At 67.9% G+C, this 21,830-nt stretch carries 23 protein-coding genes and 1 pseudogene; 10 read left to right on the plus strand and 14 right to left on the minus strand.

The window, feature by feature from the left end:
- The 3 genes and pseudogenes from G9373_RS46995 to G9373_RS35265 all read right to left on the minus strand — a co-directional run.
- Positions 1 to 166: pseudogene (locus tag G9373_RS46995) on the minus strand (acyl-CoA dehydrogenase); the annotation flags it as partial.
- Positions 153 to 965, minus strand: a complete 813-nt coding sequence (locus G9373_RS35260; protein WP_005568265.1) for an enoyl-CoA hydratase-related protein — start codon at positions 963 to 965, stop codon at positions 153 to 155. The pseudogene G9373_RS46995 and the gene G9373_RS35260, both read right to left, overlap by 14 nt.
- Positions 962 to 1,780, minus strand: coding sequence for an SDR family oxidoreductase (locus tag G9373_RS35265; RefSeq protein WP_005264555.1), 819 nt, complete (start codon positions 1,778 to 1,780; stop codon positions 962 to 964). The genes G9373_RS35260 and G9373_RS35265 overlap by 4 nt, the downstream gene beginning before the upstream one ends.
- 162 nt (positions 1,781 to 1,942) lie before the next feature.
- Between G9373_RS35265 and G9373_RS35270 the strand changes: the two genes are divergently transcribed.
- The 4 genes from G9373_RS35270 to G9373_RS35285 all read left to right on the plus strand — a co-directional run bounded on the left by G9373_RS35270 (position 1,943) and on the right by G9373_RS35285 (position 6,084).
- Positions 1,943 to 2,422, plus strand: a complete 480-nt coding sequence (locus G9373_RS35270; protein ID WP_005264564.1) for a MaoC family dehydratase — start codon at positions 1,943 to 1,945, stop codon at positions 2,420 to 2,422.
- Between the two features lie 53 nt (positions 2,423 to 2,475).
- Positions 2,476 to 3,996, plus strand: coding sequence for an AMP-binding protein (locus G9373_RS35275; protein WP_005264565.1), 1,521 nt, complete (start codon positions 2,476 to 2,478; stop codon positions 3,994 to 3,996).
- Between the two features lie 5 nt (positions 3,997 to 4,001).
- On the plus strand, positions 4,002 to 5,015 hold the full coding sequence (locus G9373_RS35280; RefSeq protein WP_037207579.1) for an NADP-dependent oxidoreductase: 1,014 nt from the start codon (positions 4,002 to 4,004) through the stop codon (positions 5,013 to 5,015).
- Positions 5,016 to 5,100: 85 nt separating this feature from the next.
- Positions 5,101 to 6,084 carry a zinc-binding dehydrogenase gene (locus G9373_RS35285; RefSeq protein WP_120660604.1) on the plus strand — a complete coding sequence of 328 codons (984 nt, stop codon included), beginning with the start codon at positions 5,101 to 5,103 and terminating at the stop codon, positions 6,082 to 6,084.
- Between the two features lie 52 nt (positions 6,085 to 6,136).
- On the opposite strand, the gene G9373_RS35290 is transcribed toward G9373_RS35285, so the two are convergent.
- Complete coding sequence (locus G9373_RS35290; protein WP_005252920.1) at positions 6,137 to 7,513, minus strand: MFS transporter; 1,377 nt, start codon at positions 7,511 to 7,513, stop codon at positions 6,137 to 6,139.
- A 192-nt stretch (positions 7,514 to 7,705) separates the two neighbouring features.
- Between G9373_RS35290 and G9373_RS35295 the strand changes: the two genes are divergently transcribed.
- Positions 7,706 to 8,332: a TetR/AcrR family transcriptional regulator gene (locus tag G9373_RS35295; protein WP_167119580.1), complete on the plus strand. Its 627-nt coding sequence runs from the start codon at positions 7,706 to 7,708 to the stop codon at positions 8,330 to 8,332.
- A 6-nt stretch (positions 8,333 to 8,338) separates the two neighbouring features.
- On the opposite strand, the gene G9373_RS35300 is transcribed toward G9373_RS35295, so the two are convergent.
- The 8 genes from G9373_RS35300 to G9373_RS35335 form a co-directional block, all read right to left on the minus strand.
- Positions 8,339 to 8,977 carry a TetR/AcrR family transcriptional regulator gene (locus G9373_RS35300; RefSeq protein WP_005252917.1) on the minus strand — a complete coding sequence of 213 codons (639 nt, stop codon included), beginning with the start codon at positions 8,975 to 8,977 and terminating at the stop codon, positions 8,339 to 8,341.
- Between the two features lies 1 nt (position 8,978).
- On the minus strand, positions 8,979 to 9,971 hold the full coding sequence (locus G9373_RS35305; protein ID WP_167119583.1) for a phosphotriesterase: 993 nt from the start codon (positions 9,969 to 9,971) through the stop codon (positions 8,979 to 8,981).
- Between the two features lie 80 nt (positions 9,972 to 10,051).
- Positions 10,052 to 10,702 carry an SUMF1/EgtB/PvdO family nonheme iron enzyme gene (locus tag G9373_RS35310; protein WP_120660603.1) on the minus strand — a complete coding sequence of 217 codons (651 nt, stop codon included), beginning with the start codon at positions 10,700 to 10,702 and terminating at the stop codon, positions 10,052 to 10,054.
- A 7-nt stretch (positions 10,703 to 10,709) separates the two neighbouring features.
- A complete protein-coding gene (locus G9373_RS35315; RefSeq protein ID WP_005568270.1) occupies positions 10,710 to 11,111 on the minus strand; it encodes a limonene-1,2-epoxide hydrolase family protein in 402 nt (133 codons plus the stop codon).
- Positions 11,108 to 12,238: a 3'(2'),5'-bisphosphate nucleotidase CysQ gene (locus G9373_RS35320; protein ID WP_005264576.1), complete on the minus strand. Its 1,131-nt coding sequence runs from the start codon at positions 12,236 to 12,238 to the stop codon at positions 11,108 to 11,110. The genes G9373_RS35315 and G9373_RS35320 overlap by 4 nt, the downstream gene beginning before the upstream one ends.
- Positions 12,228 to 14,078: an adenylyl-sulfate kinase gene (cysC, locus tag G9373_RS35325; RefSeq protein ID WP_005568271.1), complete on the minus strand. Its 1,851-nt coding sequence runs from the start codon at positions 14,076 to 14,078 to the stop codon at positions 12,228 to 12,230. The genes G9373_RS35320 and cysC overlap by 11 nt, the downstream gene beginning before the upstream one ends.
- On the minus strand, positions 14,078 to 14,995 hold the full coding sequence (cysD, locus tag G9373_RS35330) for a sulfate adenylyltransferase subunit CysD (RefSeq protein WP_005264578.1): 918 nt from the start codon (positions 14,993 to 14,995) through the stop codon (positions 14,078 to 14,080). Before cysD ends, cysC begins: the two co-directional genes overlap by 1 nt.
- Positions 14,996 to 15,115: 120 nt before the next feature.
- On the minus strand, positions 15,116 to 16,039 hold the full coding sequence (locus tag G9373_RS35335; protein ID WP_054247365.1) for a helix-turn-helix domain-containing protein: 924 nt from the start codon (positions 16,037 to 16,039) through the stop codon (positions 15,116 to 15,118).
- Between the two features lie 93 nt (positions 16,040 to 16,132).
- Here G9373_RS35335 and G9373_RS35340 point away from each other — a divergent pair, with 93 nt between their 5' ends.
- The 3 genes from G9373_RS35340 to G9373_RS35350 are packed head-to-tail and all read left to right on the plus strand — an operon-like array spanning position 16,133 to position 19,270.
- Positions 16,133 to 17,299, plus strand: a complete 1,167-nt coding sequence (locus tag G9373_RS35340) for a hypothetical protein (RefSeq protein ID WP_167119586.1) — start codon at positions 16,133 to 16,135, stop codon at positions 17,297 to 17,299.
- Positions 17,300 to 17,304: 5 nt separating this feature from the next.
- Positions 17,305 to 18,093 carry an SDR family oxidoreductase gene (locus G9373_RS35345; protein ID WP_167119588.1) on the plus strand — a complete coding sequence of 263 codons (789 nt, stop codon included), beginning with the start codon at positions 17,305 to 17,307 and terminating at the stop codon, positions 18,091 to 18,093.
- A gap of 19 nt (positions 18,094 to 18,112) precedes the next feature.
- On the plus strand, positions 18,113 to 19,270 hold the full coding sequence (locus G9373_RS35350; protein ID WP_167119592.1) for a sulfotransferase: 1,158 nt from the start codon (positions 18,113 to 18,115) through the stop codon (positions 19,268 to 19,270).
- Here G9373_RS35350 and G9373_RS35355 read toward each other — a convergent pair.
- Entirely contained in the window at positions 19,254 to 19,922 is a 669-nt protein-coding gene (locus G9373_RS35355; protein WP_005568277.1) for a protein-tyrosine-phosphatase, read from the minus strand. The two genes, G9373_RS35350 and G9373_RS35355, sit on opposite strands and share 17 nt — an antisense overlap.
- A gap of 303 nt (positions 19,923 to 20,225) precedes the next feature.
- On the opposite strand from G9373_RS35355, the gene G9373_RS35360 reads away from it, so the two are divergent.
- Both G9373_RS35360 and G9373_RS35365 read left to right on the plus strand, forming a co-directional pair.
- Positions 20,226 to 20,834 (plus strand): ATP-dependent Clp protease proteolytic subunit, encoded by a 609-nt coding sequence (locus G9373_RS35360; RefSeq protein WP_005568279.1) that lies wholly within the window; start codon positions 20,226 to 20,228, stop codon positions 20,832 to 20,834.
- Between the two features lie 4 nt (positions 20,835 to 20,838).
- The gene (locus G9373_RS35365) at positions 20,839 to 21,423 is read left to right on the plus strand and encodes an ATP-dependent Clp protease proteolytic subunit (protein WP_005264590.1); all 585 of its coding nucleotides are present in this window, start codon (positions 20,839 to 20,841) and stop codon (positions 21,421 to 21,423) included.
- 9 nt (positions 21,424 to 21,432) lie between these two features.
- On the opposite strand, the gene G9373_RS35370 is transcribed toward G9373_RS35365, so the two are convergent.
- Entirely contained in the window at positions 21,433 to 21,780 is a 348-nt protein-coding gene (locus G9373_RS35370; protein ID WP_005568281.1) for a helix-turn-helix transcriptional regulator, read from the minus strand.
- Between the last annotated feature and the right edge of the window lie 50 nt (positions 21,781 to 21,830).

The raw sequence follows: 21,830 nt of genomic DNA on the forward strand, positions 1-21,830 counted from the left end.
CCTCAACCTTCAACTCCTCCAACACCGGCGGCTGGAAATGCGGATCCCCCGACTCCCGCATCTGCTCCTCATACACCGCCTCCGCCGGATACACATGCGAATCCATGAACTCCAGCAGATCGATCTGCAACTGCTGGGCGCGATCCGAGATGTCAAACAGGGACATGGGAACTCCTGACGGGTAGTGAGGGAAACGTGGGTGTGCGCTTGTCGAGGTGACTCTGTACGCCCTCGACGAGATCGGCCCCGCGGAACGCCTGCAACATCAGGCCTTCCGCTCGGGCCACGGACTCGGCGTAGGTGCCGTCCGCATCGTTCTGTAATTGGTCCTTGATGACGGCCATCGACGTCGGGGAGCAGTGCGTCGCCAGCTGTTCGGCATAGGCGACCGCGGCGTCGACGACCGAACCGTCCGGCACGAGGTGGTCGACGAGTCCGATGCGCAACGCCTCCTCGGCATCGACCATGCGGCTCGACAGCAGCAGGTCGGTGGCGCGGCTGCGTCCCACGAGCCGGGGCAGCAGCCAGGAGATGCCGTATTCGGCGATCAGTCCCCGCTTGGCGAAGGCGGTCGTGAACCGGGCGGACGCCGAGGCGAACCGGACGTCGCAGTAGAGGGCTTCCACCATTCCGAGACCGGCGGCGACCCCGTTGATCGCCCCGATCAGCGGTTTGCGCAGTGTTGCGGGAAGATCGCGGGGGCGCGGCCGGAGGAGGTCCGCTTCGGAGACGTCACCGACGGCCTGCAGGCGTCCGAGGTCGGCGCCGGCGCAGAACCCGCGCCCGGCTCCGGTCACGACGATCGCGCGGACGTCCGGGTCGTCCTCGGCGTCGCCGAGCAGCGTGAAGTACCGGTCCTCGAGGTCGTCGGTCCAGGCGTTCAGCTTGTCCGGCCGGTTGAACGTCAGCACCAGGACCGGTCCGCGCCGCTCGGCGAGGACCAGGTCTGCGTGCTCGGGGGTCACGCGTGCTCCAGCAGCGAACTCTGGTAGCGGCGCATCCCGCGCAGCCAGCGGTCGTAGTCGGATCCCTTCTGCCGGTACATGGTGAGGACGCTCTCGTGGGGCAGGATCAGGAACGTCTCCCGGTCCACGGCGTCGAGCACGATGTCGGCGACCTGCTCGGGCTGCAGCACGTCGCCTGCCGAGACGACGGCGCGGGTGGCCGCGACGCCGAGTGGATCACCCGAGTTCTCGCCGGAGCGCATCAACTTCGTCTCGACGCCCATCGGACAGAGGCAGCTGACGCGAACTCCGTTGTCCCCATACGTGACCGACAGCCATTCGGAGAACGCGACGGCCGCGTGCTTGGTGACCGCGTAGGTGGCCGAACCGATTTGAGTGAGGAGCCCGGCCGCGGACGCGGTCGACACGAAGTACCCCTCGCCCCGCTCGACCCACTTCGGCACGAGTTGCCGGGCGGCGCGGATGTGGGCGCGGACGTTGACGTCGATCGCGAGATCCCAGCCGGCGTCGTCGGCATCGAGGCCGGGCGCTCCCGCGATGCCGGCGTTGGCGAAGTAGAGATCGACCGGGCCGAACTCGGTCTCCGCGCGATCGATGATGCGGCGGATCTGATCGGCGTCCGCGACGTCGGCGCCTTCGGCGACGGCCGTTCCGGGGTGACGTGCGTTGATTCCGTCCGCAACCGCGGCGGCGGCGTTCGGGTCGAGATCGGCGACCAGCACCTTGGCGCCCTGGTCGGCGAGACGGTCCGCGATCGCCCCGCCGATTCCGCCTCCACCGCCGGTCACGATGGCGACCTTCTGTGCAACCTTCACGAGGTGTCCTCTCCTTCGCCGTGCGTTGTGACTCGCGTCTCTCTTTTGTATAGTTGAATCCGTCGTCAAGTTCAAGTGTCGGAGTTCGGCGAACACCTCGAAGTTCGATGCAGCCAACGTGACACATCCAGGCCCCGCACCACCCGGAATTGAGGGAGACAGATGACCGACACCACCGCACTGCCCGTTCGCCCCGCGAGCTTCGACGAGCTCACGGCGTTGATCGGCAAGGAGCTGGGCCCCACCGACTGGCACGACGTCACCCAGGAACGAGTCAACGCCTTCGCCGACGCGACCGGCGACCACCAGTGGATCCACATCGATCCCGAGCGCGCCGCCGCCAGCCCACTCGGCGGCACCATCGCGCACGGGCTGTACAGCCTGTCTCTCGGACCGGCACTGTCGGCGACCCTGCTGCGGTTCGACGGTTTCGCCCACAGCCTGAACTACGGCTACAACAAGGTCCGTTTCCCCGCGCCGGTGCCGGTGGGTTCACGCATCCGGATGCGCGCCACCGTGCAGTCCGCGGAACAGGTCGGGGGCGGCATCCAGGTGACGATGAGTCAGATCGTCGAGCGTGAGGGCTCCGACAAGCCGGTGGTCGTGTCCGAGTCCGTCGCCCGCGTCGTAGAGGCCGGATAACCGCCCGTGCCGTCGAGGCCGGAAAACCCTGTACCGCGTCGGAGGTTGACGACATGGCAAATGTGATCGATCCGGTGTCCCGCCACGCGGACGCCACTCCCGGCAACATCGCACTACGGGGTGCGGACAGCACCCTGACCTACGGACAGTTGCGCGACGCGAGCACCCGATATGCGGGAGCACTCACCGAAGCGGGCCTGTCCCCCGGCGACAGAATTCTCCTGGCCGCACCCTCCGTGCCCGAGTTCGTGGTGGCGTATCTGGGAATTCAGGCGGCGGGGTGCGTCGTGGTCCCGGTGAACACGATGTCCACCCGGCCCGAGACCGAGTACGTTCTCACCGACGCCGGCGCCGCGCTCGCCGTCGTGTGGCACGAACTCGGCCCCGCGATCGGCGACGCCGCGTCCGCGTTGGACATCCCCGTCTGGACGCTCGCACCCGACGCCGCGGCATCGGACGCCGAGCCGGTTCCCGTCGCCGAGCGGGACCGCGACGACACCGCCGCCATCCTCTACACGTCCGGCACCACCGGGCGGCCGAAGGGCGCGGAGCTGACGGTCGGGAACCTGCTGTCCGGAGGTGAGATCGGCGCCGAATGCAGTCGCGGTTCGACCGACGACCGGACGGGCACGGGGCTTCCGCTGTTCCACGTCTTCGGCCAGGCCTCGGTCATGATGGCGACGTTCACGGGCGGCGGGTCGCTGTCGCTGCTGGCCCGGTTCGACCCGGCCGCGATGCTCGCTCTCCTCCGACGCGACCGCCTCACGATCATGGCCGGGGTGCCGACGATGTGGAACGCGATGCTCCACGCCGCGGACGGCGCCGACTCGCAGGACTTCACGCAACTGCGCATTGCCATCTCCGGGGGCGCGTCGCTGCCGGGCGAAGTGGCCCGCGAATTCGAGTCCCGCTTCGGGTGCACCATCCTCGAGGGATACGGGCTCACCGAGACCACCGCGTTCGGCACGTTCAACGACATCGACCGCGGCGGAAAGATCGGCTTCACCGGACGCGCGGTTCCCCGGCTGGAGGTCCAGGTGCGGGACCACGACAACACCGCCTGCCCTCCCGGCAGCGTCGGCGAGGTGTTCGTGAAGGGGGCGACCGTGATGAAGGGTTACTGGAACCGGCCGTCCGACACCGCGGCCGTCCTGGACTCGGACGGCTGGCTGCGCACGGGGGATCTGGGCGAGATCGATGCGGACGGGGATCTGCGCATCGTCGACCGGGTCAAGGACCTCATCATCCGCGGCGGCTACAACGTGTACCCGAGCGAAGTCGAGGAGGTGTTGTACACACATCCCGACATCCTCGAGGCCGCCGTCGTGGGTGTTCCCGACGATCACTACGGCGAGGAGGTGGCCGCGGTCGTGGCCACCGTCCCCGGTTCCGGTCTGGACGGCGGCGAACTGACCAGCTGGGCGCGGGAACGACTGTCCGCATACAAGATTCCCCGGATCGTCGCGATCGTCGATTCCCTCCCGAAGGGGTCGACCGGAAAGATCCTCAAGCGGTCGATCGACCGGACCGCACTGAAGAACGACGCACTGACCGCAGAGGTACCCGAAAGGTGAACACCGTGACATCCGTGAACAGGCAGGTCCGACTGGCGAAGCGTCCGGTCGGCCGTCCCGACGACTCCACCTGGGAGATCACGTCGGAACCGATCCCCGAACCCGCGGACGGCGAATTCACCGTGAAGGTGGACTACGTGTCCCTCGATCCCGCGATGCGCGGGTGGCTCGACGACGTGAAGTCGTACGTGCCGCCGGTGGCGATCGGTGAGGTGATGCGCACCCACGCCGTCGGCCGGGTGGTGGCGTCGAAGAACGCGAAGTTCCCGGAGGGACAGCTCGTCTCCGGACAGTTCGGCGTGCAGGAGTTCGCGCTCTCCGACGGCCGCGGCGCACTCGCCGTCGACGAGTCGCTCGCCCCGGCGCCGACGTGGCTGGGCGCGCTCGGGTTCCCGGGGATGACCGCCTACTTCGGCCTCACCGACATCGGCAAGCTGGAGAAGGGCGACACCGTGCTCATCTCGGGGGCGGCCGGAGCGGTCGGGAGTATCGCCGGGCAGATCGCGAAGTTGAAGGGCGCCACGGTGATCGGCATCGCCGGCGGCCCGGAGAAGTGCGCGTGGCTGACGGAGGAGCTGGGTTTCGACGCGGCGATCGACTACAAGTCCGAATCGGTCGGCAAGGCCCTGCGCGCCGCCGCACCGGACGGAATCGACATCTACTTCGACAACGTCGGCGGCGAGATCCTCGACGCCGCACTGGCCCGGCTCCGCAAGAACGCCCGGGTCGCGCTGTGCGGCGCGATCTCCGGATACAACGCCACCGACCCGCAGCCCGGCCCGTCCCGGTACCTGTCGCTACTGGTCAACCGGGCGTCGATGACGGGGTTCATCGTGTTCGACTACCTCGACCGGTTCCCCGAGGGCATGGACGCGATGTCGGAGTGGATCCGCGCCGGCGAGATCGTGACCCGCGAACAGGTCGAGACCGGGGGCGTCGAGGCCTTCGGCCGCACACTCAATCTGCTGTTCGACGGCGCCAACACCGGCAAGCTCGTGCTGGAGATCGGCAACCACTGACAGCACGCTCGGAGGGCTCGTCGCGGCCGTCACCGTACTACGGTGGCGGCCGTACCCGTGCGACGACGAGATGACGAGGTAGGCCATGCGCGCGATCACCATTTCACGTTTCGGCGAAGTAGACGTCCTCGAGACGGCCGAGCTCGCCGTTCCGGAGCCGGGGCCCGGCCAGGTGAGTATCGACGTCTCGCACGCCGCGGTCGGGTTGGCGGACGTCCTCATGCGTCGTGGTGAGTTCGGCGGGACACCACCGATCGTGCCCGGCCTCGAGGTGGCGGGAACAGTGCGGGAAGTCGGTGCCGGCGTGCATCATCTGCGGGCCGGCCAGCCTGTCGTGACGCTCTCTCGCCCGACCGCGGGCGGCTATGCGGAGGTATCGGTGGCCGATGCGGCCATCACGATCCCGCTCGATTCCGTGGACCCTCGCCTCGATCCGGCCGAGGCGGTGGCGCTGGTCCCGAACACCACTACGGCGCTGCTGTCGCTGGAACTCGCGGGCAATGTCGGTCCGGGAAGCCAGGTGCTGATCCACGGCGCCGCAGGAGCCCTGTCGGGCATCACCGCGCAGGTGGCCCGTCGGCTCGGCGCCGCGCAGGTGCTGGGCACGGTTCGGTCTGCCCGACGTGCCGCGGAGGCCGAGCGGTACGGATACGACCTGGTGGTGTCGAGCAACGGATTTCGCAGCGCCCTGTCGGACGCGGGCATCGATTCGGTGGACGTCGTCGTGGACCCGGTCGGCGGCCGGTTGCGTGCCGAGAGCCTCGAGGTGCTCGCGCCGCTGGGCCGGCTTCTCGCCGTGGGCAATGCGAGCGGAGAGGACGACGTGCGAGTTGGTGCCAACGAGTTGTGGCTCGCCAACCGCGCCGTCCTGGGTTTCAACGTCGGCGGACTGCTGATGCAGGATCCGACCGCCGCGGAGGCCGCCGCGCGCCGCGCGATCGAGTGGGTGGCCGCGGGCACGGTGAGCATGCCGCACACCACGCTGCCGCTGGCGCAGGCCGCCGAGGCGCACCGCCTGCTCGAATCCGGGGACTGCGAAGGCCGGATCGTGCTGACGGTGCCGAACTGACGGCTGTGGGGTGGCTGGGTCCCAGCCACCCCACGTCGCCTTGTAGTGCCGGTCAGTAGAACTGGGCGCCGGGTACGGCGGTGGGATCGTTCCGCACCTCGGCGGTGTTGGTCTCGCGGAGCTTCCACGCGCAGAGGAACGTGACCAGCCCCATCAGTGCGACGAAGACGGCGACGAACGTGGTGGTTCCGGTCTTGGCGATCAGCGCGGTCATGATGAACGGAGTGCCGCCGCTGACCGTGATCGCCGCCAGCTGGTACGCGAGGGAGGCCGCCGAGTACCGGACGTTGGGAGCGAACAGTTCACCCATGTACGCGGCGATCGGCCCGTATGTCATGGACTGGAAGACGCTGCCGACCGTGACGGCGATGAAGAACAGCAGCAGGTTCCGGGTGTTGATCAGCCAGAAGTACGGGAACGCCCACACGATGATCATCGCCGCGCCGATCAGGATCATCGGCCGACGCCCGATCTTGTCGGACATGTGCCCGGACCACAGCACGACACCGACCGTGAGCCCGGCGCTGAGCAGCGAGATCGCGAGCAGGTCGTTGCGCTCGAGCCCCAGTTCCGCGGTGCCGTAGCTGAGCACACCGGCGATGGAGATGTAGAACAGGGAGTTGGTGGCCGCGAGCAGGCCGCAGCCGAGCAGGATCTTGCGCCAGTGTTCCTTGATCGCCTCCGTCAGCGGTGCGCGGACGACGGTCTTGTTCTTCTTCTGCGCCTCCTCCTGCAGGTCCCGGAATTCGGGGGTGTCCTCGACCTTGGTCTGGATGTAGAGCACGACCGGGAACAGCAGTGCGCTCGCGAAGAACGGGATCCGCCAGCCCCAGCTGAGGAACGCCTCGTTCGAGATCGCCGCGGTGGCGCCGAGGAACACCAGGTTGCCGAGCAGGACGCCGAAGGAGACGCCCATCTGGCCGAAGGTCCCGGAGAATCCCCTGCGCTTCGGGCTCGCCGATTCGGTCAGCAGCAGGACGATCCCACCCCATTGACCACCGCACGCCAGGCCCTGGACGAACCGCAGGACCACCAGCAGGATCGGGGCCGCGACACCGATGGTCGCGGCGCCCGGAAGGCAGCCGATGAGGAATGTCGCCAGTCCCATGAACAGCAGGCAGGTGACGACGGCCGGCTTGCGGCCGTACTTGTCGCCGAAGTGGCCGGCGACGAGGCCGCCGAGTGGGCGTGCGACGAAGCCCGCCCAGAACGTGCTGAACGAGAGCAGGGTGCCCATCAACGCCGACGAGTCGGGGAAGAAGACGTGGGGAAAGACCAGTGCCGCAGCGGTTCCGTACAGGAAGAAGTCGTACCACTCGATCGAACTGCCGACGAGTCCCGCCGCAAGCAGTTTCCGATGCGCACGCTTGCGCGAGACGGCTGTGTCGCCGGCTGCGTCCTTACTCGGCTGCACCGCGGATGTAGTCATCCGATCACTCCTCGGGATAGGTCTTCGTATGGATGTGGGAAACAGATTTTTCAGAACATGACGCCAACTTCAAGTCAGTGAGCGCTTGCTTAGTGTGTTTGAATAGCTGTGTGATGTCAATCACTCGAGGGGATTGATCTTGCCGGATCCCGCCGATGCGGACGAAGCTCGATGCGGCGGAGAGGACCACCGATGACCGAACTGCGAGACGACGTGTCCGCGACCGAGGAGCCGAGCCCCGGTCCGCCGACATCCGAGGAACGCCTGCTCCGGGCGGCGACGACACTGTTCTCCGACAAGGGTTTCGAAGCCACCCGCACGAGGGACATCTCCACCATGGCCGGGATGAGCCCCTCCGCGATGTACGTGCACTTCCCGTCCAAGGAAGATCTGCTGTTCCAGCTCGTCCGCCGGTCGAACGAGCGCGCGCTCGCGCTGGTGCTGAAGGCCGTGGCGCCGTTCACCGACCCCATCGACCGCGTCCGGGCACTGGTCCGCGAATTCAGCATCATGCACGCCCGGAACTTCCGCCGCGCGCGCATCGCCCAGTACGAGAGCAGGCATCTCGACCCCGAACACCACGAGGTGGTCGCCGAGACCCGGCTCCAGATCCGGCTCGCGGCAATTCGAGAGGTGCAGAACGGGATCGATCAGGGGGTGTTCCTGATCCCCGACCCCCGCGTCGCGGTTCTGGCGATCATGTCGCTCGCGGTGGACATCTGCCGGTGGTACAGCCCCGACGGCGAATTCACGCCGGAGGAACTGGGCGACATCAACGCCGACCTCGTTCTGCGCATCCTCCACGCACCCGGCTACTGACGGTCCTCACACGCGGTCGGGGACGCGCAGCGCGTTCGTCCACATCCGCGCGAGTCCGGCGGTCAACTGCTCGAACGTGAGCGATCGCCGCTCGCTCGGCGGTCCGACGAAATAGCTGTAGGCCATCCTTCCGACCATGGCGGACAACGCCTTCGACGTCAGCATCGGGTCGAGCGAGGCGTCGGCGAGACCGCGGTCCTGCAGGTCGGCGATCGCCCGCGCGTTGCGCCGGTAGAACGTCTCGTCCCGCGAGCGTTCCAGTTCGCGGAATGCGGGGTCGACGTGCGCGACCTGCTCGAGCAGGGCCAGCAGTCGCGCGTTCCGGCGGCACGCGTGCAGGTAGGCGCGGATGCTCGCCTCCACGACCGCGTGCACGTCGCCTTCGTCCGCGACCCGTCCCATGCCCGGATGCAGCAGGTCGTTCTGCGTCACCTCGACGACCGCCGCGAACGCCTCCTCCTTGTTGGTGAAGTAGGTGTAGAACGATCCGGTCGAGAGTCCGGCCTCCTTGCTGATGTCGACGAGACGGGCGTCGAGGTACCCCTCGCGCTCGAACACCACCCGGGCCGCGGCGACGAGACGATCGCGGGTGCGGACGCCCCGGGCCGTGACCGGTGGTGTGGGTGCAATTCGCGGGCGCGACATGTCAGTAGGGGTCGACGTTCTCGAAGTATCGCCGAGGCACCTCGACCAGCATCTCGGTGATCATCTTCTCGGTCACACCCCGCTCGCGGACGTAGGGCAGCACGTCGTTCTCGATGTGCAGGTAGTGCCACTGCGGGAGTGCGGCCATCAGGTTGGGGTCGATCCAGTCGATGTAGCAGGAGGCGTCCTGCGACAGCACCATCTGCCCCGCGAATCCCCGGCGGCACATCTCGACGAGCGTGTCGGCGCGGGCTTCGAACGTCGTCTCGAGGTTGATCCCGAACCGGTCCATTCCGAGGACGAAGCCGGCCTCGGCGAGGCTGGTCAGATGCTCGATGTCGGTGCTGTCTCCGCTGTGGCCGAGGACGATCCGGTCCGGCCGCACCCCCTCCTCGTCGCACATCACGCGTGTGACGTGCAATCCGGCCTCGCTGCCGGGGTGAGTGTGCACGGTGATGGGCACGCCGGTGCGCCGATGCGCCTTCGCGACGGCCCGCATCACCCGCTCGACACCGGGCGTGGGCCCCTGGTGGTCGATCGCGCACTTGAGCAGTCCCGCGCGGACCCCGGTGTCGGCGATTCCCTCTTCGATGTCCTTCACGAACATGTCCACCATCGGGTCGGGGACCTCGGCTCCCACGATCGCGTCCAGCGCCGGACCGCGGTAGTGGAAGAAGAACGGCACGTCGTCGTAGGTGTACAGCCCTGTTGCGGCAACGATGTTCAGCTCGGGAAGCTGTTCCGCGACCCGCTGGATGCGCGGGATGTACCGGCCGAGCCCGACGGCGGTGGGGTCGACGATGGTCCGGACACCCTGCTCCGCCAGCGCGCGCAGCTTGGTGACCGCGTCGGCGACCCGCTCGTCTTCGCTCCCCCACTCGTCCGGGTAGTTCTGTTGCACGTCGGGCGTCAGCACGAACACGTGCTCGTGCATGTAGGTGCGTCCGAGTTCGGCGCTGTCGATCGGCCCGCGGACCGTGTTGACCTGGCTCATGCAGACTCGCCCTCTCCGGGTGTGACCGTCGTCATACTCCCGAGCTCAGCGTAGAACTAACTTGAACCTGACGTCAACATTTAGTCGGAGGTTAATGCACCCCGAGCGAGACGGAATCCGACGTCGTCGATGCGGTAGGTCGGGTGACTGCGCCTCCGCACGGAGGCTCGGCAACTCCAGTGCTCGTCGAACCACCCACCGCCGCGCAGGACCCGGTACGGGCCGTACACCTCGGGGTCGTACAGATCCCAGCACCACTCCCACACATTGCCCAGGGTGTCGTGCAGGCCCCATGCGTTCGGCTGCTTGCCGCCCACCTCCCGCGACCGGCCGTCGGAGTTGCCGCGGTACCACGCGATCGCGTCGAGCGGGCCGTACCGCGGACCCGTGGTGCCCGCCCGGCAGGCGCGTTCCCATTCGGCCTCGGCCGGAAGCCGGTACCCGTCGGCCACGGTGTCCCACACGACGTCGTCACCGGTCACGCGATAGGCAGCGGCGAGCCCGGCACGCTCCGACAGGGCGTTGCAGAACAGGATCGCGTCCCGCCACGACACTCCGTCGACCGGCAGCCGCGTTCCCCGCGTCGTGCCCGGCCACTCGCCGGTGATCGCGGCGTACTCCCCCTGCGTCACAGGATGGACGGCGATCTCGAAGGCACCCAGCTCCACGCTCCAGCTGCGGGTGGTTCGGCGATCCGACAGCGTGACCTGCCCCGCCGGGACGGCGATCATCGGGCCGCTATCCACCGCCGGCAGCAGCCTGGATCGGTGCCATGTCGAAGTAGTCGCGCCAGGTGGTGATCTTGCCGTCGGTGATCTCGAAGACGCCGACGACGGGCAGTTCGACGACGTTGCCGTTCAGCGTGAACACGTCGATCCGCTCGTTCATCACCACGCCGCTCGATTCCTCGGCGTTGGGGCTCTGCCCGCCGTCGGTGACCTGCCGGTGCACCCGGAAGTCGATGCCGCCGAAGGCCGCGATGAAGCCGGCGACGAACTCGCGGATCGCGTCACGCCCGATGACGGGTTCCATCGGAATGTTGTGGTAGACCGCGTCTTCCGCGAAATAGTCCGCGATCTTCGCCGGATCGGGCTCGATCCACTCGGCACAGAATTGGGTGACCAGTTGATCCGGGGTCATCGGTTCTCCCTTTCGATCGCGGACGGTTCGATGATGGCCATGACGGACTGGATCGCCCCGGCCGGGATGTCGAAATGTTCCGTGATCCGGACGGACGTCACCTCGGTGGGCGTAGCCCCGAGGTCGAGCACGAACCGGGCCACCACGTTGTCGCCCCACTCGTGGAAGGAGAGTTCGCGCACGGCCTGGATGGCCTGATACTGCAGGCCGTTTTCGAGTTCGTCCCGGATGAACGCCCCCGATTCGCCCGTGTGCTGCCCGTTCTCCACCCGCCAGGCGTTGTCCGCGAGACGCACCTTGGTGGCGTCGTGGCTGACCAGTGCATCGATGTAGGCCCTGGCCATCGCGACCCGGCCGCTGTCGGCCGTGTCGGTGGCGTGTGTCGCGATCGCGGCGAGCAGCGGCCGAGCCAGCTCCGGCCGGCAGATCAGGAGGTCCGGCAGGTACGGGTGGGATTCGTTGTAGTCCAACGGGGTTCCGTCGATCCGCGAGCAGTGCAGGCCCGCAGCCTCGGCGACGCCGACGGGTGCGGCCGAGTCCCATTCCCACTGACCGCCCGAGTGGATGTAGGCGTCCACGTCTCCGCGGAGCACCGCCATCGCCTTCGCTCCGGCCGAACCCATGGTGGTGACCTCGGCGCCGATCTCCGTCGCGACGGCGTCGACGAAGGCAGGCGGCCTGCTGGCGGATACGACGATCCGTGGTCGTGCCGGGAGTTGTTCGGTATGCACCGCATGGCTGTCGTCGTCACTGGCATACACGGCGCCCAGCGCCGGTTGCGCGACCGCTGCCGCCGTGATGCCCCGACCGCGTTCCCACAGCGCGACGTGCACGGCCCAGTCCGAGTGCCCGGGCAGTCCGTACTCCTTGGAACCGTCGAGCGGGTCGATGATCCACACCCGCGAACTCTCCAGCCGCGACCGGTCGTCGGCCGACTCCTCGGACAGGATCGCGTCGCCGGGTCGCTCCGCGGAGAGCTTGCCGAGAATGAACGCGTCGGCGGCGACGTCGCCCCGCCTGCCCAGTTCCCGTCCGTCCGCCGATCCGAGTCCCGCGGTGCGGATGTCCAGCAGCAGGGCACCGGCACCGGAGGCGATGTCGGCCGCGAGTCGTGCGTCAGTGATCACGTCTCAACAATTCCATAATTCTCTCGGCTTGTTCGGTCGGCGTGCCGTCTCCGGGCCGGAGGACGAGTTCGGCGTTCTCCGGGGCCTCGTACGGGTCGTCGACCCCGGTGAATCCGGTGATCTCCCCCGCGCGGGCTTTCGCGTACATGCCCTTGGGGTCCCGCGCTTCGCACTGTTCCACCGGCGTGTCGACGAACACCTCGACGAAGTCGAGCCCGGCGGCCCGGTGCTGCTCCCGGACGCGGTCCCGGTCGGCGCGGTACGGGCTGATCAGCGACGCGATCGCGACCACCCCGGAGTCGGCGAGCAGTTGCGCCACGGCGCCGACGCGGCGCACGTTCTCGGCGCGGTCCTCCGCACTGAAACCGAGGTCGGCGTTGAGACCGTGACGCAGGTTGTCGCCGTCCAGCCGGTAGGCGGGCACCCCGGCCGCGACCAGGCGCCGCTCGAGTTCCACCGCGACCGTCGACTTTCCCGACGCCGACAGTCCGGTCAGCCACACCGTGCGACCCCGTGTCGCCCGCTCGTCCCGCGAGACGGCCGCGGCGTGCCACACCACCTTGGATCGCGACAGTGTCGGCCCGGTGATCATGCCGGCGGCGACGGTGTTGTGGGTGGACTCGTCGACGAGGATGAAACTGCCCGTCACGTGGTTGCGGCGGTACGGGTCGAACATCAGCGGCTGCGACGTCCTCAACTGGATACGGCCGATCTCGTTGAGCGAGAGCGACTGTGCGGACTCGTCGCGGTGCAGGGTGTTCACGTCGAGGCGGTAGTCGAGCCGCGCGACGGACGCCCTGGTGGCGCGGGTGGTGTGCAGCAGCGTGTACCGCGCATCCGGTGTCAGCGAGGACTGTTCGCTGAACCAGCAGACCATCGCGTCGAGTTCCTGCCCGACGAGCGGACGGTTGTTGGGGCGGCACAGCACATCTCCGCGGCTCACGTCCAGTTGGTCGGCGAGCTGCACGCACACCGCCGACGGTGCGAACGCCTCGTCGAGACGGGTTCCGCCGGGACCCCAGATGGCGCTGACGGTGGAGGTGAATCCGGACGGCAGTGCCACCACCTCGTCGCCCGGCTTGAACACGCCGCTGGCGACCGTGCCTGCGTACCCGCGGAAATCGTGCAGCGCGGAATCGGTCCGGCGCTGCGGCCGGACCACGTACTGCACCGGGAACCGCGCGTCGATGAGGTTGCGGTCGGAGGCCACGTGCACCTGCTCGAGGTAGTGCAGCAGCGACCCTCCCTCGTACCAGGGCATGTTGACGGTGCGTTGCGCGATGTTGTCGCCGCGCAGTGCCGACACCGGGATGAACGTGAGGTCGTGGACCTCGAGTTTGATCGCGAACTGCCGGAACTCCTCCTTGATCTCCTCGAACCGGTCCTCGGACCACCCGACGAGATCCATCTTGTTGACGCACAGAACCAGGTGCGGAATTCCGAGGAGGCTGGCGATGAACGCGTGGCGGCGCGTCTGCTCGAGGATCCCCTTGCGGGCGTCGACGAGAATCAGTGCCAGGTCGGCGGTCGACGCGCCGGTCACCATGTTCCGGGTGTACTGCTCGTGTCCCGGCGTGTCCGCGATGATGAACTTGCGGTGCGGTGTGGCGAAGTAGCGGTGCGCGACATCGATGGTGATGCCCTGCTCGCGTTCGGCGCGCAGACCGTCGGTGAGCAGCGCCAGGTCGGCGTGCTCGTCGCCCCGTTCGCGGCTGGTGCGTTCGACCGCCTCGAGCTGATCCTCGAAGATCGCCTTCGAGTCGTACAGCAGTCGGCCGATCAGGGTGGACTTGCCGTCGTCGACGCTGCCCGCGGTCGCGACCCGGAGTAGCTGCGGCATCAGAAGTACCCTTCCTTCTTGCGGTCTTCCATGCCGGCCTCGGAGATCCGGTCGTCGGCCCGGGTAGCGCCGCGCTCGGTCAGCCTGCTCGCGGCGACCTCGGTGACCACGGCCTCGGCGGTGGTTGCCGACGACTCGACGCAGCCCGTGCACGTGGCGTCGCCGACGGTCCGGAATCGGACGAGGGCCTCGTACGGCTCGTCTCCGGGGAGCAGGGTCAGGAACCGGGTGTGCGCCAACAGCATTCCGTCGCGGGGCACGACCTCCCTCCGGTGCGCGTAGTACAGGGGCGGCAGTTCGATCTTCTCCTCGCTGATGTACTGCCAGATGTCGAGTTCGGTCCAGTTGGACAGCGGGAACACCCGGATGTGCTCCCCCTTGCGGTGCCTGCCGTTGTAGAGGCTCCACAGCTCCGGGCGTTGCGCCCGCGGATCCCACTGCCCGAACTCGTCGCGGAAGCTGAACACCCGCTCCTTCGCGCGGGCCTTCTCCTCGTCGCGGCGGGCGCCGCCGAAGATGGCGTCGAAACCGTTGTCCCGGATCCCGCGCAGCAGCGCCGCGGTCTGGAGCCGGTTGCGGCTGGCCCGCGGACCCGTCTCCTCGCTGACGCGGCCTGCGTCGATGTCGTCCTGCACGCTGGACACCACCATCCGCAGGTCGAGGCGGTCGACGGTCCGGTCGCGGAACTCGATGACCTCGTCGAAGTTGTGGCCGGTGTCGACGTGCATGACGGCGAACGGGAGGGGTGCGGGCCAGAACGCCTTGGCGGCCACGTGGAGCATGACCACCGAGTCCTTGCCGCCGGAGAACAGCAGAACCGGACGCTCGAACGTGGCGGCCACTTCTCGGAAGATGTGCACGGCTTCGGCTTCGAGTGCGCCGAGGTGGGACAACTCGTACACGGGCGGTGCGGTCATGGGCGACTCCTCGTCGCGAGTGCCTTACCGGCAACTGGTCCATATTTGGACCAGCTCGGTCGAAAATGATTGCACCTCCGAGAATAGAACGTGTTTCAGATTGCGGTCAATGCCCGTTCGTCACCGTGGCCGGCGGCCGCCCACCTCCACCGTGATCGCGTCCGCGGCCGCGGCGAGAGCCTTGCCCCGCCGCGCGATGTCGGACGGCGCGAGTTCGGTGCCCACATAGAGCGTCAGGACCATGGCCTGATGCCCCTCGGCGTCGTACGTCGGCGCGGCGATGAGGCTGACGGGATGCGGCGCGGCGGGGTCCGCGTGTTCGGCGTCCAGGTACACCCGCTCCCCGAGGCTGGACACCATCTCACCGAGCACGTCGCGCAACTCCGGCGGCAGGTCGTGCGCGGCGACCCCGGCCATGAGCGTGTGCAGGCGCTGGCCGACCGGAGTGAGCGTCTCCACGAGATACCCGGTGCGGGAGCACTCGTCCACCACGGTGCGCAACCGGTCGCGGTCGAGGCGCACCGGCAGGGTCGGCTCCCGGCGCAACCACGACTGCAGCGCGTCGTCGCCGTCCCACAGCACGTACATCAGGCCGACGGGCGGCGCGAACGGGTACATCTCCCCCACCTTGGCGGCCGCCCGCACACCGGGCGGACTCGTCAGCTCCAGGACGGCGATGCGGTCGCCGACCACCGCCGACGCCGTGCACGTGGTCCGGAACTCCTCACTGAGCACGGCGAGATGCGTGCGCGCCACCGGCCCGGCCGCGAATCCTTGCTGCGCCGCGCGGCCGGCCGCGATGAGGGCGGGCCCGAGGCCGTACGTCTTCGTGGCGGGATCCCGGACGAGATAGCCGCCGCGGCACAGTTCGGTGAGGATTCCCAGGCAGGTCGGCTTGCTGATGTCGAGTTGCCGGGCCAGCTCCGACAGACCGAAGCGGTGCTCCTTGCGCGCCACCAGGAAGTCGAGCACCTGCACCACACGCTCGGTGGGCGGCGACCGTCGGCCCTGCGCCCTGTCGGGCGTCTCGTCCTCGTGTCCCATTGACCACTCCTTAGAACACGTTCTATTGTCGATTCATCAATGTTCTACCACGCAGGTACATATTTGTACCACCCCCATCGTGAGGAGCACGGTGTGCTGACCGACCCATTCGCCGACGCCATGGCCGAGGCCGAGAAACTGATCGAGAGCGCCCCCCACATCCGCACCGAACAGGATCTGCTGGAGGGCTACCAGTACCTCGCCGGCGGCATTCTCGCCACGACGCACGCCGCCTGGGCCACCGAACGGTCGCACCCGACGTTCATCTCGGGCACCGGCCCGCACATGAAGATGGGCCTCGACAACCCCGACACCCTGTACTTCGGCGCGCGGATCAACGACGACGTCGAATACGTGGTGACCGGGCGGCGCGGCACCACGGCGGACCTGAGCTTCCAGGTGCTGAGCGGAAACTACACGGCCGCACACGTTCCCGGCAGCGTCACCGCGTTCGACGACCGGGAGATCGACATCGCCCCCGACGGCTCGTTCGAGGTGCGGTTCGGCCCGGACGAGAGCGCCGGCAGGCGCAACTACTTCACCCTCGCGCCGGGTTCGTCGCAGCTGGTGGTTCGGGAGGTGTACAGCGACTGGAGTCAGCAGCGCGGCACCATCCGCATCGCCAGGGCGGATACGACGGGTACGGCTCCGGGTCCGCTCACGCGGGAAGCCGTCGAGAAGCGGTACGCCCGCGCAGGCACAGCCCTGGTGTCCCGGGTGAAGACGTGGCTGCAGTTCCCGGAGTGGTTCTATCTGAACCTGCCGGTGAACACGATGACCGAACCGCGGCTGACGCCGGGCGGCCTCGCCACGCAGTACTCGTCCGTCGGGCATTACGAACTCGCCGAGGACGAGGCCATCGTCATCACCGTCCCGAAAGCCGACGTGCCCTACCAGGGTTTTCAGCTGGGCAGCATGTGGTACATCTCCCTCGACTACGTCAACCACCAGACCTCGCTGAACGTCGCCCAGTCGCAGGTGGATCCCGACGACCACATCCGGCTCGTCGTCAGCGAGCGCAATCCGGGCGTCGCCAACTGGATCGCCACCATCGGGCACCTCCGCGGCTACCTGCAGTTCCGCTGGCAGCGCGTCTCCCGCGAACTGACCCCGGACGACGGTCCCCGCATCGAGGTCGTGAAGTTCGACGAGATCCATCGGACGCTGCCGTTCCACGACTCCAACACGATCTCGCCCGAGGACTTCGCCGAACGCATCGCCGCACGCCAGGCCGCGGTCGCCGACCGGATGCTGGGGTGAGCGCCATGACCACTCCGCAACTCCTGCAGGACAAGGTGGTCGTCATCTCCGGCGTCGGTCCGGCCCTGGGCCGAACCCTCGCCGTCTGCTGCGCCGACGCCGGCGCGGACGTGGTGCTGGCCGCCCGCACCGCGTCGCGTCTCGACGAGGTGGCCAAGGAGATCATCGCTGTCGGCCGACGCGCCGTGACCGTCCCGACCGACATCACGGACCAGGCATCGGCCGAGAATCTGGTGTCCGCGGCCGTCGACGCGTACGGCAAGGTCGACGTGCTGATCAACAACGCGTTCTCGGTTCCGTCGATGAAACCGCTGGCCCGCACGGAATTCGACCACATTCGCAGCAGTTTCGAGCTGACCGTGCTCGGGGCGCTGCGGCTGACCCAGCTGTTCACCCCCGCACTCGCCGAATCGAACGGAGCGGTGGTGAACATCAACTCGATGGTGCTCCGACACTCCCAGGAGCGGTACGGCAGCTACAAGATGGCCAAATCCGCCCTGCTCGCGACATCGCAGTCGCTCGCCACGGAATTGGGACCTCAGGGAATCCGTGTCAATTCCGTTGCTCCCGGCTATATCTGGGGAGACACGCTGAAGCAGTACTTCACGCACCAGGCCGAGAAGTACGGGACGACCGTCGAGCAGATCTACGAACACACCGCCGCGAACACCGACCTGAAGAGGCTCCCCACGACCGAGGAAGTGGCCGACACCGTGATCTTCCTGGCCTCACCGTTGGCGAGCGCCGTGACCGGCCAGTGCCTCGACGTCAACTGCGGCGAATTCCATCACTAGCGACGAGAACCGGAGCATCATGAGCGAGCGCACCACCGTCGGCACGGTCGAGGACCTTCACGCCTCGGCCACCCGCCTGACCGGCCTCACCGACTTCGGCGTGGACGACTACACCGAGGCCCTCGGCGTCCTGCTGGACTCGTACCACGTCGACGAGCAGCTGACCCCGCTCGGCAGCAAGGTGTCGCGGGTGTTCCTCCGCGGCGCCCTGGTGGCGCGGCTGCTGAGCGAGGCAGCGTGGAAGCAGAACCCCGAGCACGCGGACGTGCGGATCGAGCGGCCGATCTTCGTCACCGGGCTTCCCCGCACGGGGACGACGGCGCTGCACCGGCTACTCACCGCGGATCCGTCGCATCAGGGCCTGGAGATGTGGCTGACCGAGATGCCCCAACCCCGTCCGCCGCGCGAGACCTGGGAATCGAATCCCGTGTTCCAGAAGATCGAGGAGGGTTTCAGCCGCCACCACATCGAACGCCCCGAATTCATGGGCGTGCACTACATGTCGGCGAGCGAAGTCGAGGAGTGCTGGCAACTGCTGCGGCAGACGTTCAAGTCGATCTCCTACGAGTGCCTGGCGTCTCTCCCGACATATTCCCGCTGGCTCGAGGGCCAGGACTGGACGAACGCCTATCAGCGGCACAAGAAGAACCTGCAGCTGATCGGGCTTCCCGATCGGGACCGCCGCTGGGTGCTGAAGAACCCCAGCCACCTGTTCGCGCTCGACGAGTTGCTCGCCGTCTATCCGGACGCCCTGATCATCCAGACCCACCGGCCGCCGCGCACGATCGTCCCGTCGGTGTGCAGCCTGGCGGAACAGGCGACGGAAGGGTGGTCGGAGACGTTCCGGGGCAGCGTCATCGGTGAGAGCCAGCTCGAGCTGTGGGCCCGGGGGCTCGAGCAGTTCACCGCCGCGCGCACCCGGCACGATCCCGCTCAGTTCATCGACGTCGACTACCACGATTTCGTGGCCGATCCGCTCGGCACCGTCGAATTGGTCTACACGCACTTCGGGCTCGAACTCAGCGCCTCGGCCCAGTCGGCGATGGAGGCGATGCACGCCGAAAGCCGCAGCGGCGACCGCCGCCCCTCCCACAAGTACACGCTCGAGGAATTCGGGCTCACGGCCGAGCAGGTGGACGAGAGATTCGCCAACTATCAGTTCAGCGCGACCAGCTGACGGGATAGTCGAGGATCGACGACGCCGCCCGCGCCGCGATCAGCGGCCTGGGCGACAGCGGCAGGTGGACGACCGGAGACGGCCGCGGTCCGGGCTCGGGTTCGGGCTCGGTCTCGGGTTCCCGTTTCGTGCCGCTGCCGAGATCGAGTGCGTCGAGCAGCGGCATCAGTTCGGCGGCGATCCGATCCCCCACCTGCGCGAACGCCGCCCCGCCGAGGCCGACGGGGTCGCTGATGTTCGCATCGTCGATCTCGCCGTACTCCCTTCGGGCGACGGCGAGTTCGGCGACGGTGCGGGCACCGGTGTCGGTGGCGATCCGGCGAGCCTCGCGAAGCGTGAACGTACAGTGGCTCGTCCCGAGGAGCAGTTCCATCGAACGGTCCCGGATCTGCTCGGTCATCGCGAGGACGAGGTCGGCGCGTTTGATCATCTCGGGCCGCAGGCGACGCGCTCGGAACCCGTCGGCGCTCGCGCCGAGCCCTTCGATGACGCGGGCGGCGACGGGTTCGATCGGAAAGCCCACGAGGGCTCGGACACCGGCGCTCTCCGCGGTGAGGTGCGGCAGACCGTGGGCAAGCGCGTACGCGTGCGTCAGCCGCTCTGCGATCGGTGAGCGGCAGACGTTCCCGCTACAGACGAACAGAACGTGCATGAGGGCACCCTAACCAGCGAGTTCGCCTTCGCGCGCGGGCAATTCCACTGGCCGAGCGGTCTGTTTCCGACGTTCACCTGCCCGTGGCGAGTCGTTCACCCACTGGATTCCTCGTGGCCACCTCGAATCACGAACGCCCAGTTCACGGCGCTCGACGCCGGAGTGTCGCCACGTACGCGATCTGCGTCACATTCCCGGGTGGGTGCGGTACCGTCGCCGGGTTTCCGAACCTCCCGGCGCAGGTCGTCTGCCCACAGCAGACAATCGCCGGTCCGGCACCGGCGCGGCGGTAGTAATGGAGGCATGACCACAGCCGCACTACCCGACCTGAATTACCGCGACCTGTTGGCGGACAGACTGTTTCGCCAGCGCACGATCCTCCTCACCGGCGAGGTGGACGACGCCATGGCCGAGCGGGCCTGCTCCGAACTGGTGCTGCTCGCGGCCGCCGACCCCAAACGCGACATCGTCCTGTACATCAATTCCCCGGGCGGCTCCGTCTTCGCCGGCCTGGCCATCTACGACACGATGAAGCTCGTTCCCAACGACGTGGTGACCGTCGCCATGGGTTTCGCCGCGAGCATGGGCCAGGTACTGCTGTGCTCGGGCACCCACGGCAAACGGATCAGTCTGGCGCACAGCCGCATCATGATGCATCAGCCCTCGGCCGGCATCGGCGGCACCGCCGTCGACATCGCCATCCAGGCCGAGAGCCTCGAACGGATGAAACGACAGTCGCAGGAGATCCTCGCCGCCGAGACGGGGCATCCGGTCGAGCAGATCGCCGAGGACAGCGACCGGGACCGGTGGTTCACCGCCGACGAGGCCCGCGACTACGGGATCGTCGACCGCGTCGTGTCCTCGTTCGCCGAGATCGCCCCGCACACCACCGCCCCGAGAATTGGATTGTGAAGCCATGTCCCAATACACCATTCCCCACGTCATCGAGCGCACCCCGGCAGGCGAGCGGTCGTTCGACATCTTCAGCCGACTGCTGAACGAGCGGATCGTCTTCCTGGGCACCGAGATCGACGACGGAGTCGCCAATGTCGTGATGGCACAGCTGCTCCACCTCCAGGCGGACAGTTCCGATCAGGAGATCGGGTTGTACATCAATTCGCCCGGCGGCTCCACGACGGCGATGCTCGCGATCTACGACACGATGCAGTTCCTCCGTCCGACCATCGCCACGTACTGCATGGGCCAGGCCGCGTCCGCCGCCGCCGTGCTGCTGGCGGCGGGAACCAAGGGACACCGCCACGTCCTGGCCCATTCCCGGACGCTGCTGCACCAACCGTCGACACAGGGCAACGGCACGATCTCCGACCTGGCGCTTCAGGCCGCGGAGATCATGCGGGTCCGTTCGCAGACCGAAGCGATTCTGAGCAAACACACCGGTCAGACCGTCGAGCGGCTGCGGCGGGACACCGACCGGGACCGCATCTTCACAGCCGAGGAGGCCATCGAGTACGGCCTGGCCGACACGCTCGTCGCGGCCTGACGGACGGCGCTAGGCGGCGAGCAGCGTGGGCACCTGCCGGTTCAGGCTCCTGGTCGCCGGGTTCCGGTTCGCCGCGCCGAGCCGGCGCCCGGACCGGAACAGCAGGTGTTCCACCGGCAGACCGAGCGCGCCACACACCGCGCGCAGCATTTCCGACGACGGCTCCTTCTTGCCCCGTTCGATCTCGGAGAGGTACTGCTTCGACATGCCGACGGCGGCGGCGACGTCCTCGAGACTCCGATCCTGGTCCCGGCGGGCCTCGCGGAGCACTCGCCCGTACAGCTCACGCACCAGCGGCTCCTCCCGCGATTGCTCGGGAGCGGCCGTCACCAGCGTCAGTCTGCGCTGAGCTTCCATACCTTCGGAGTCTTCCAGACGACGCACCCGGACGCGGCGGCGTTCACCGA

Source organism: Rhodococcus sp. A14, assembly GCF_011603105.1.
GTDB classification, from domain to species: domain Bacteria; phylum Actinomycetota; class Actinomycetes; order Mycobacteriales; family Mycobacteriaceae; genus Rhodococcus_F; species Rhodococcus_F opacus.

Bases quoted from the DNA above. Each gene is read 5' to 3' on its own strand.
- G9373_RS35350 (WP_167119592.1), top strand. From the start codon at position 18,113: ATGAGCGAGCGCACCACCGTCGGCACGGTCGAGGACCTTCACGCCTCG.
- cysD (WP_005264578.1), bottom strand. From the start codon at position 14,995: ATGACCGCACCGCCCGTGTACGAGTTGTCCCACCTCGGCGCACTCGAA.
- G9373_RS35285 (WP_120660604.1), top strand. From the start codon at position 5,101: ATGCGCGCGATCACCATTTCACGTTTCGGCGAAGTAGACGTCCTCGAG.
- cysC (WP_005568271.1), bottom strand. From the start codon at position 14,078: ATGCCGCAGCTACTCCGGGTCGCGACCGCGGGCAGCGTCGACGACGGC.
- G9373_RS35290 (WP_005252920.1), bottom strand. From the start codon at position 7,513: ATGACTACATCCGCGGTGCAGCCGAGTAAGGACGCAGCCGGCGACACA.
- G9373_RS35275 (WP_005264565.1), top strand. From the start codon at position 2,476: ATGGCAAATGTGATCGATCCGGTGTCCCGCCACGCGGACGCCACTCCC.
- G9373_RS35360 (WP_005568279.1), top strand. From the start codon at position 20,226: ATGACCACAGCCGCACTACCCGACCTGAATTACCGCGACCTGTTGGCG.
- G9373_RS35300 (WP_005252917.1), bottom strand. From the start codon at position 8,977: ATGTCGCGCCCGCGAATTGCACCCACACCACCGGTCACGGCCCGGGGC.
- G9373_RS35310 (WP_120660603.1), bottom strand. From the start codon at position 10,702: ATGATCGCCGTCCCGGCGGGGCAGGTCACGCTGTCGGATCGCCGAACC.
- G9373_RS35270 (WP_005264564.1), top strand. From the start codon at position 1,943: ATGACCGACACCACCGCACTGCCCGTTCGCCCCGCGAGCTTCGACGAG.
- G9373_RS35335 (WP_054247365.1), bottom strand. From the start codon at position 16,039: ATGGGACACGAGGACGAGACGCCCGACAGGGCGCAGGGCCGACGGTCG.
- G9373_RS35355 (WP_005568277.1), bottom strand. From the start codon at position 19,922: ATGCACGTTCTGTTCGTCTGTAGCGGGAACGTCTGCCGCTCACCGATC.
- G9373_RS35370 (WP_005568281.1), bottom strand. From the start codon at position 21,780: ATGGAAGCTCAGCGCAGACTGACGCTGGTGACGGCCGCTCCCGAGCAA.
- G9373_RS35305 (WP_167119583.1), bottom strand. From the start codon at position 9,971: ATGAGCCAGGTCAACACGGTCCGCGGGCCGATCGACAGCGCCGAACTC.
- G9373_RS35315 (WP_005568270.1), bottom strand. From the start codon at position 11,111: ATGACCCCGGATCAACTGGTCACCCAATTCTGTGCCGAGTGGATCGAG.
- G9373_RS35365 (WP_005264590.1), top strand. From the start codon at position 20,839: ATGTCCCAATACACCATTCCCCACGTCATCGAGCGCACCCCGGCAGGC.
- G9373_RS35295 (WP_167119580.1), top strand. From the start codon at position 7,706: ATGACCGAACTGCGAGACGACGTGTCCGCGACCGAGGAGCCGAGCCCC.
- G9373_RS35345 (WP_167119588.1), top strand. From the start codon at position 17,305: ATGACCACTCCGCAACTCCTGCAGGACAAGGTGGTCGTCATCTCCGGC.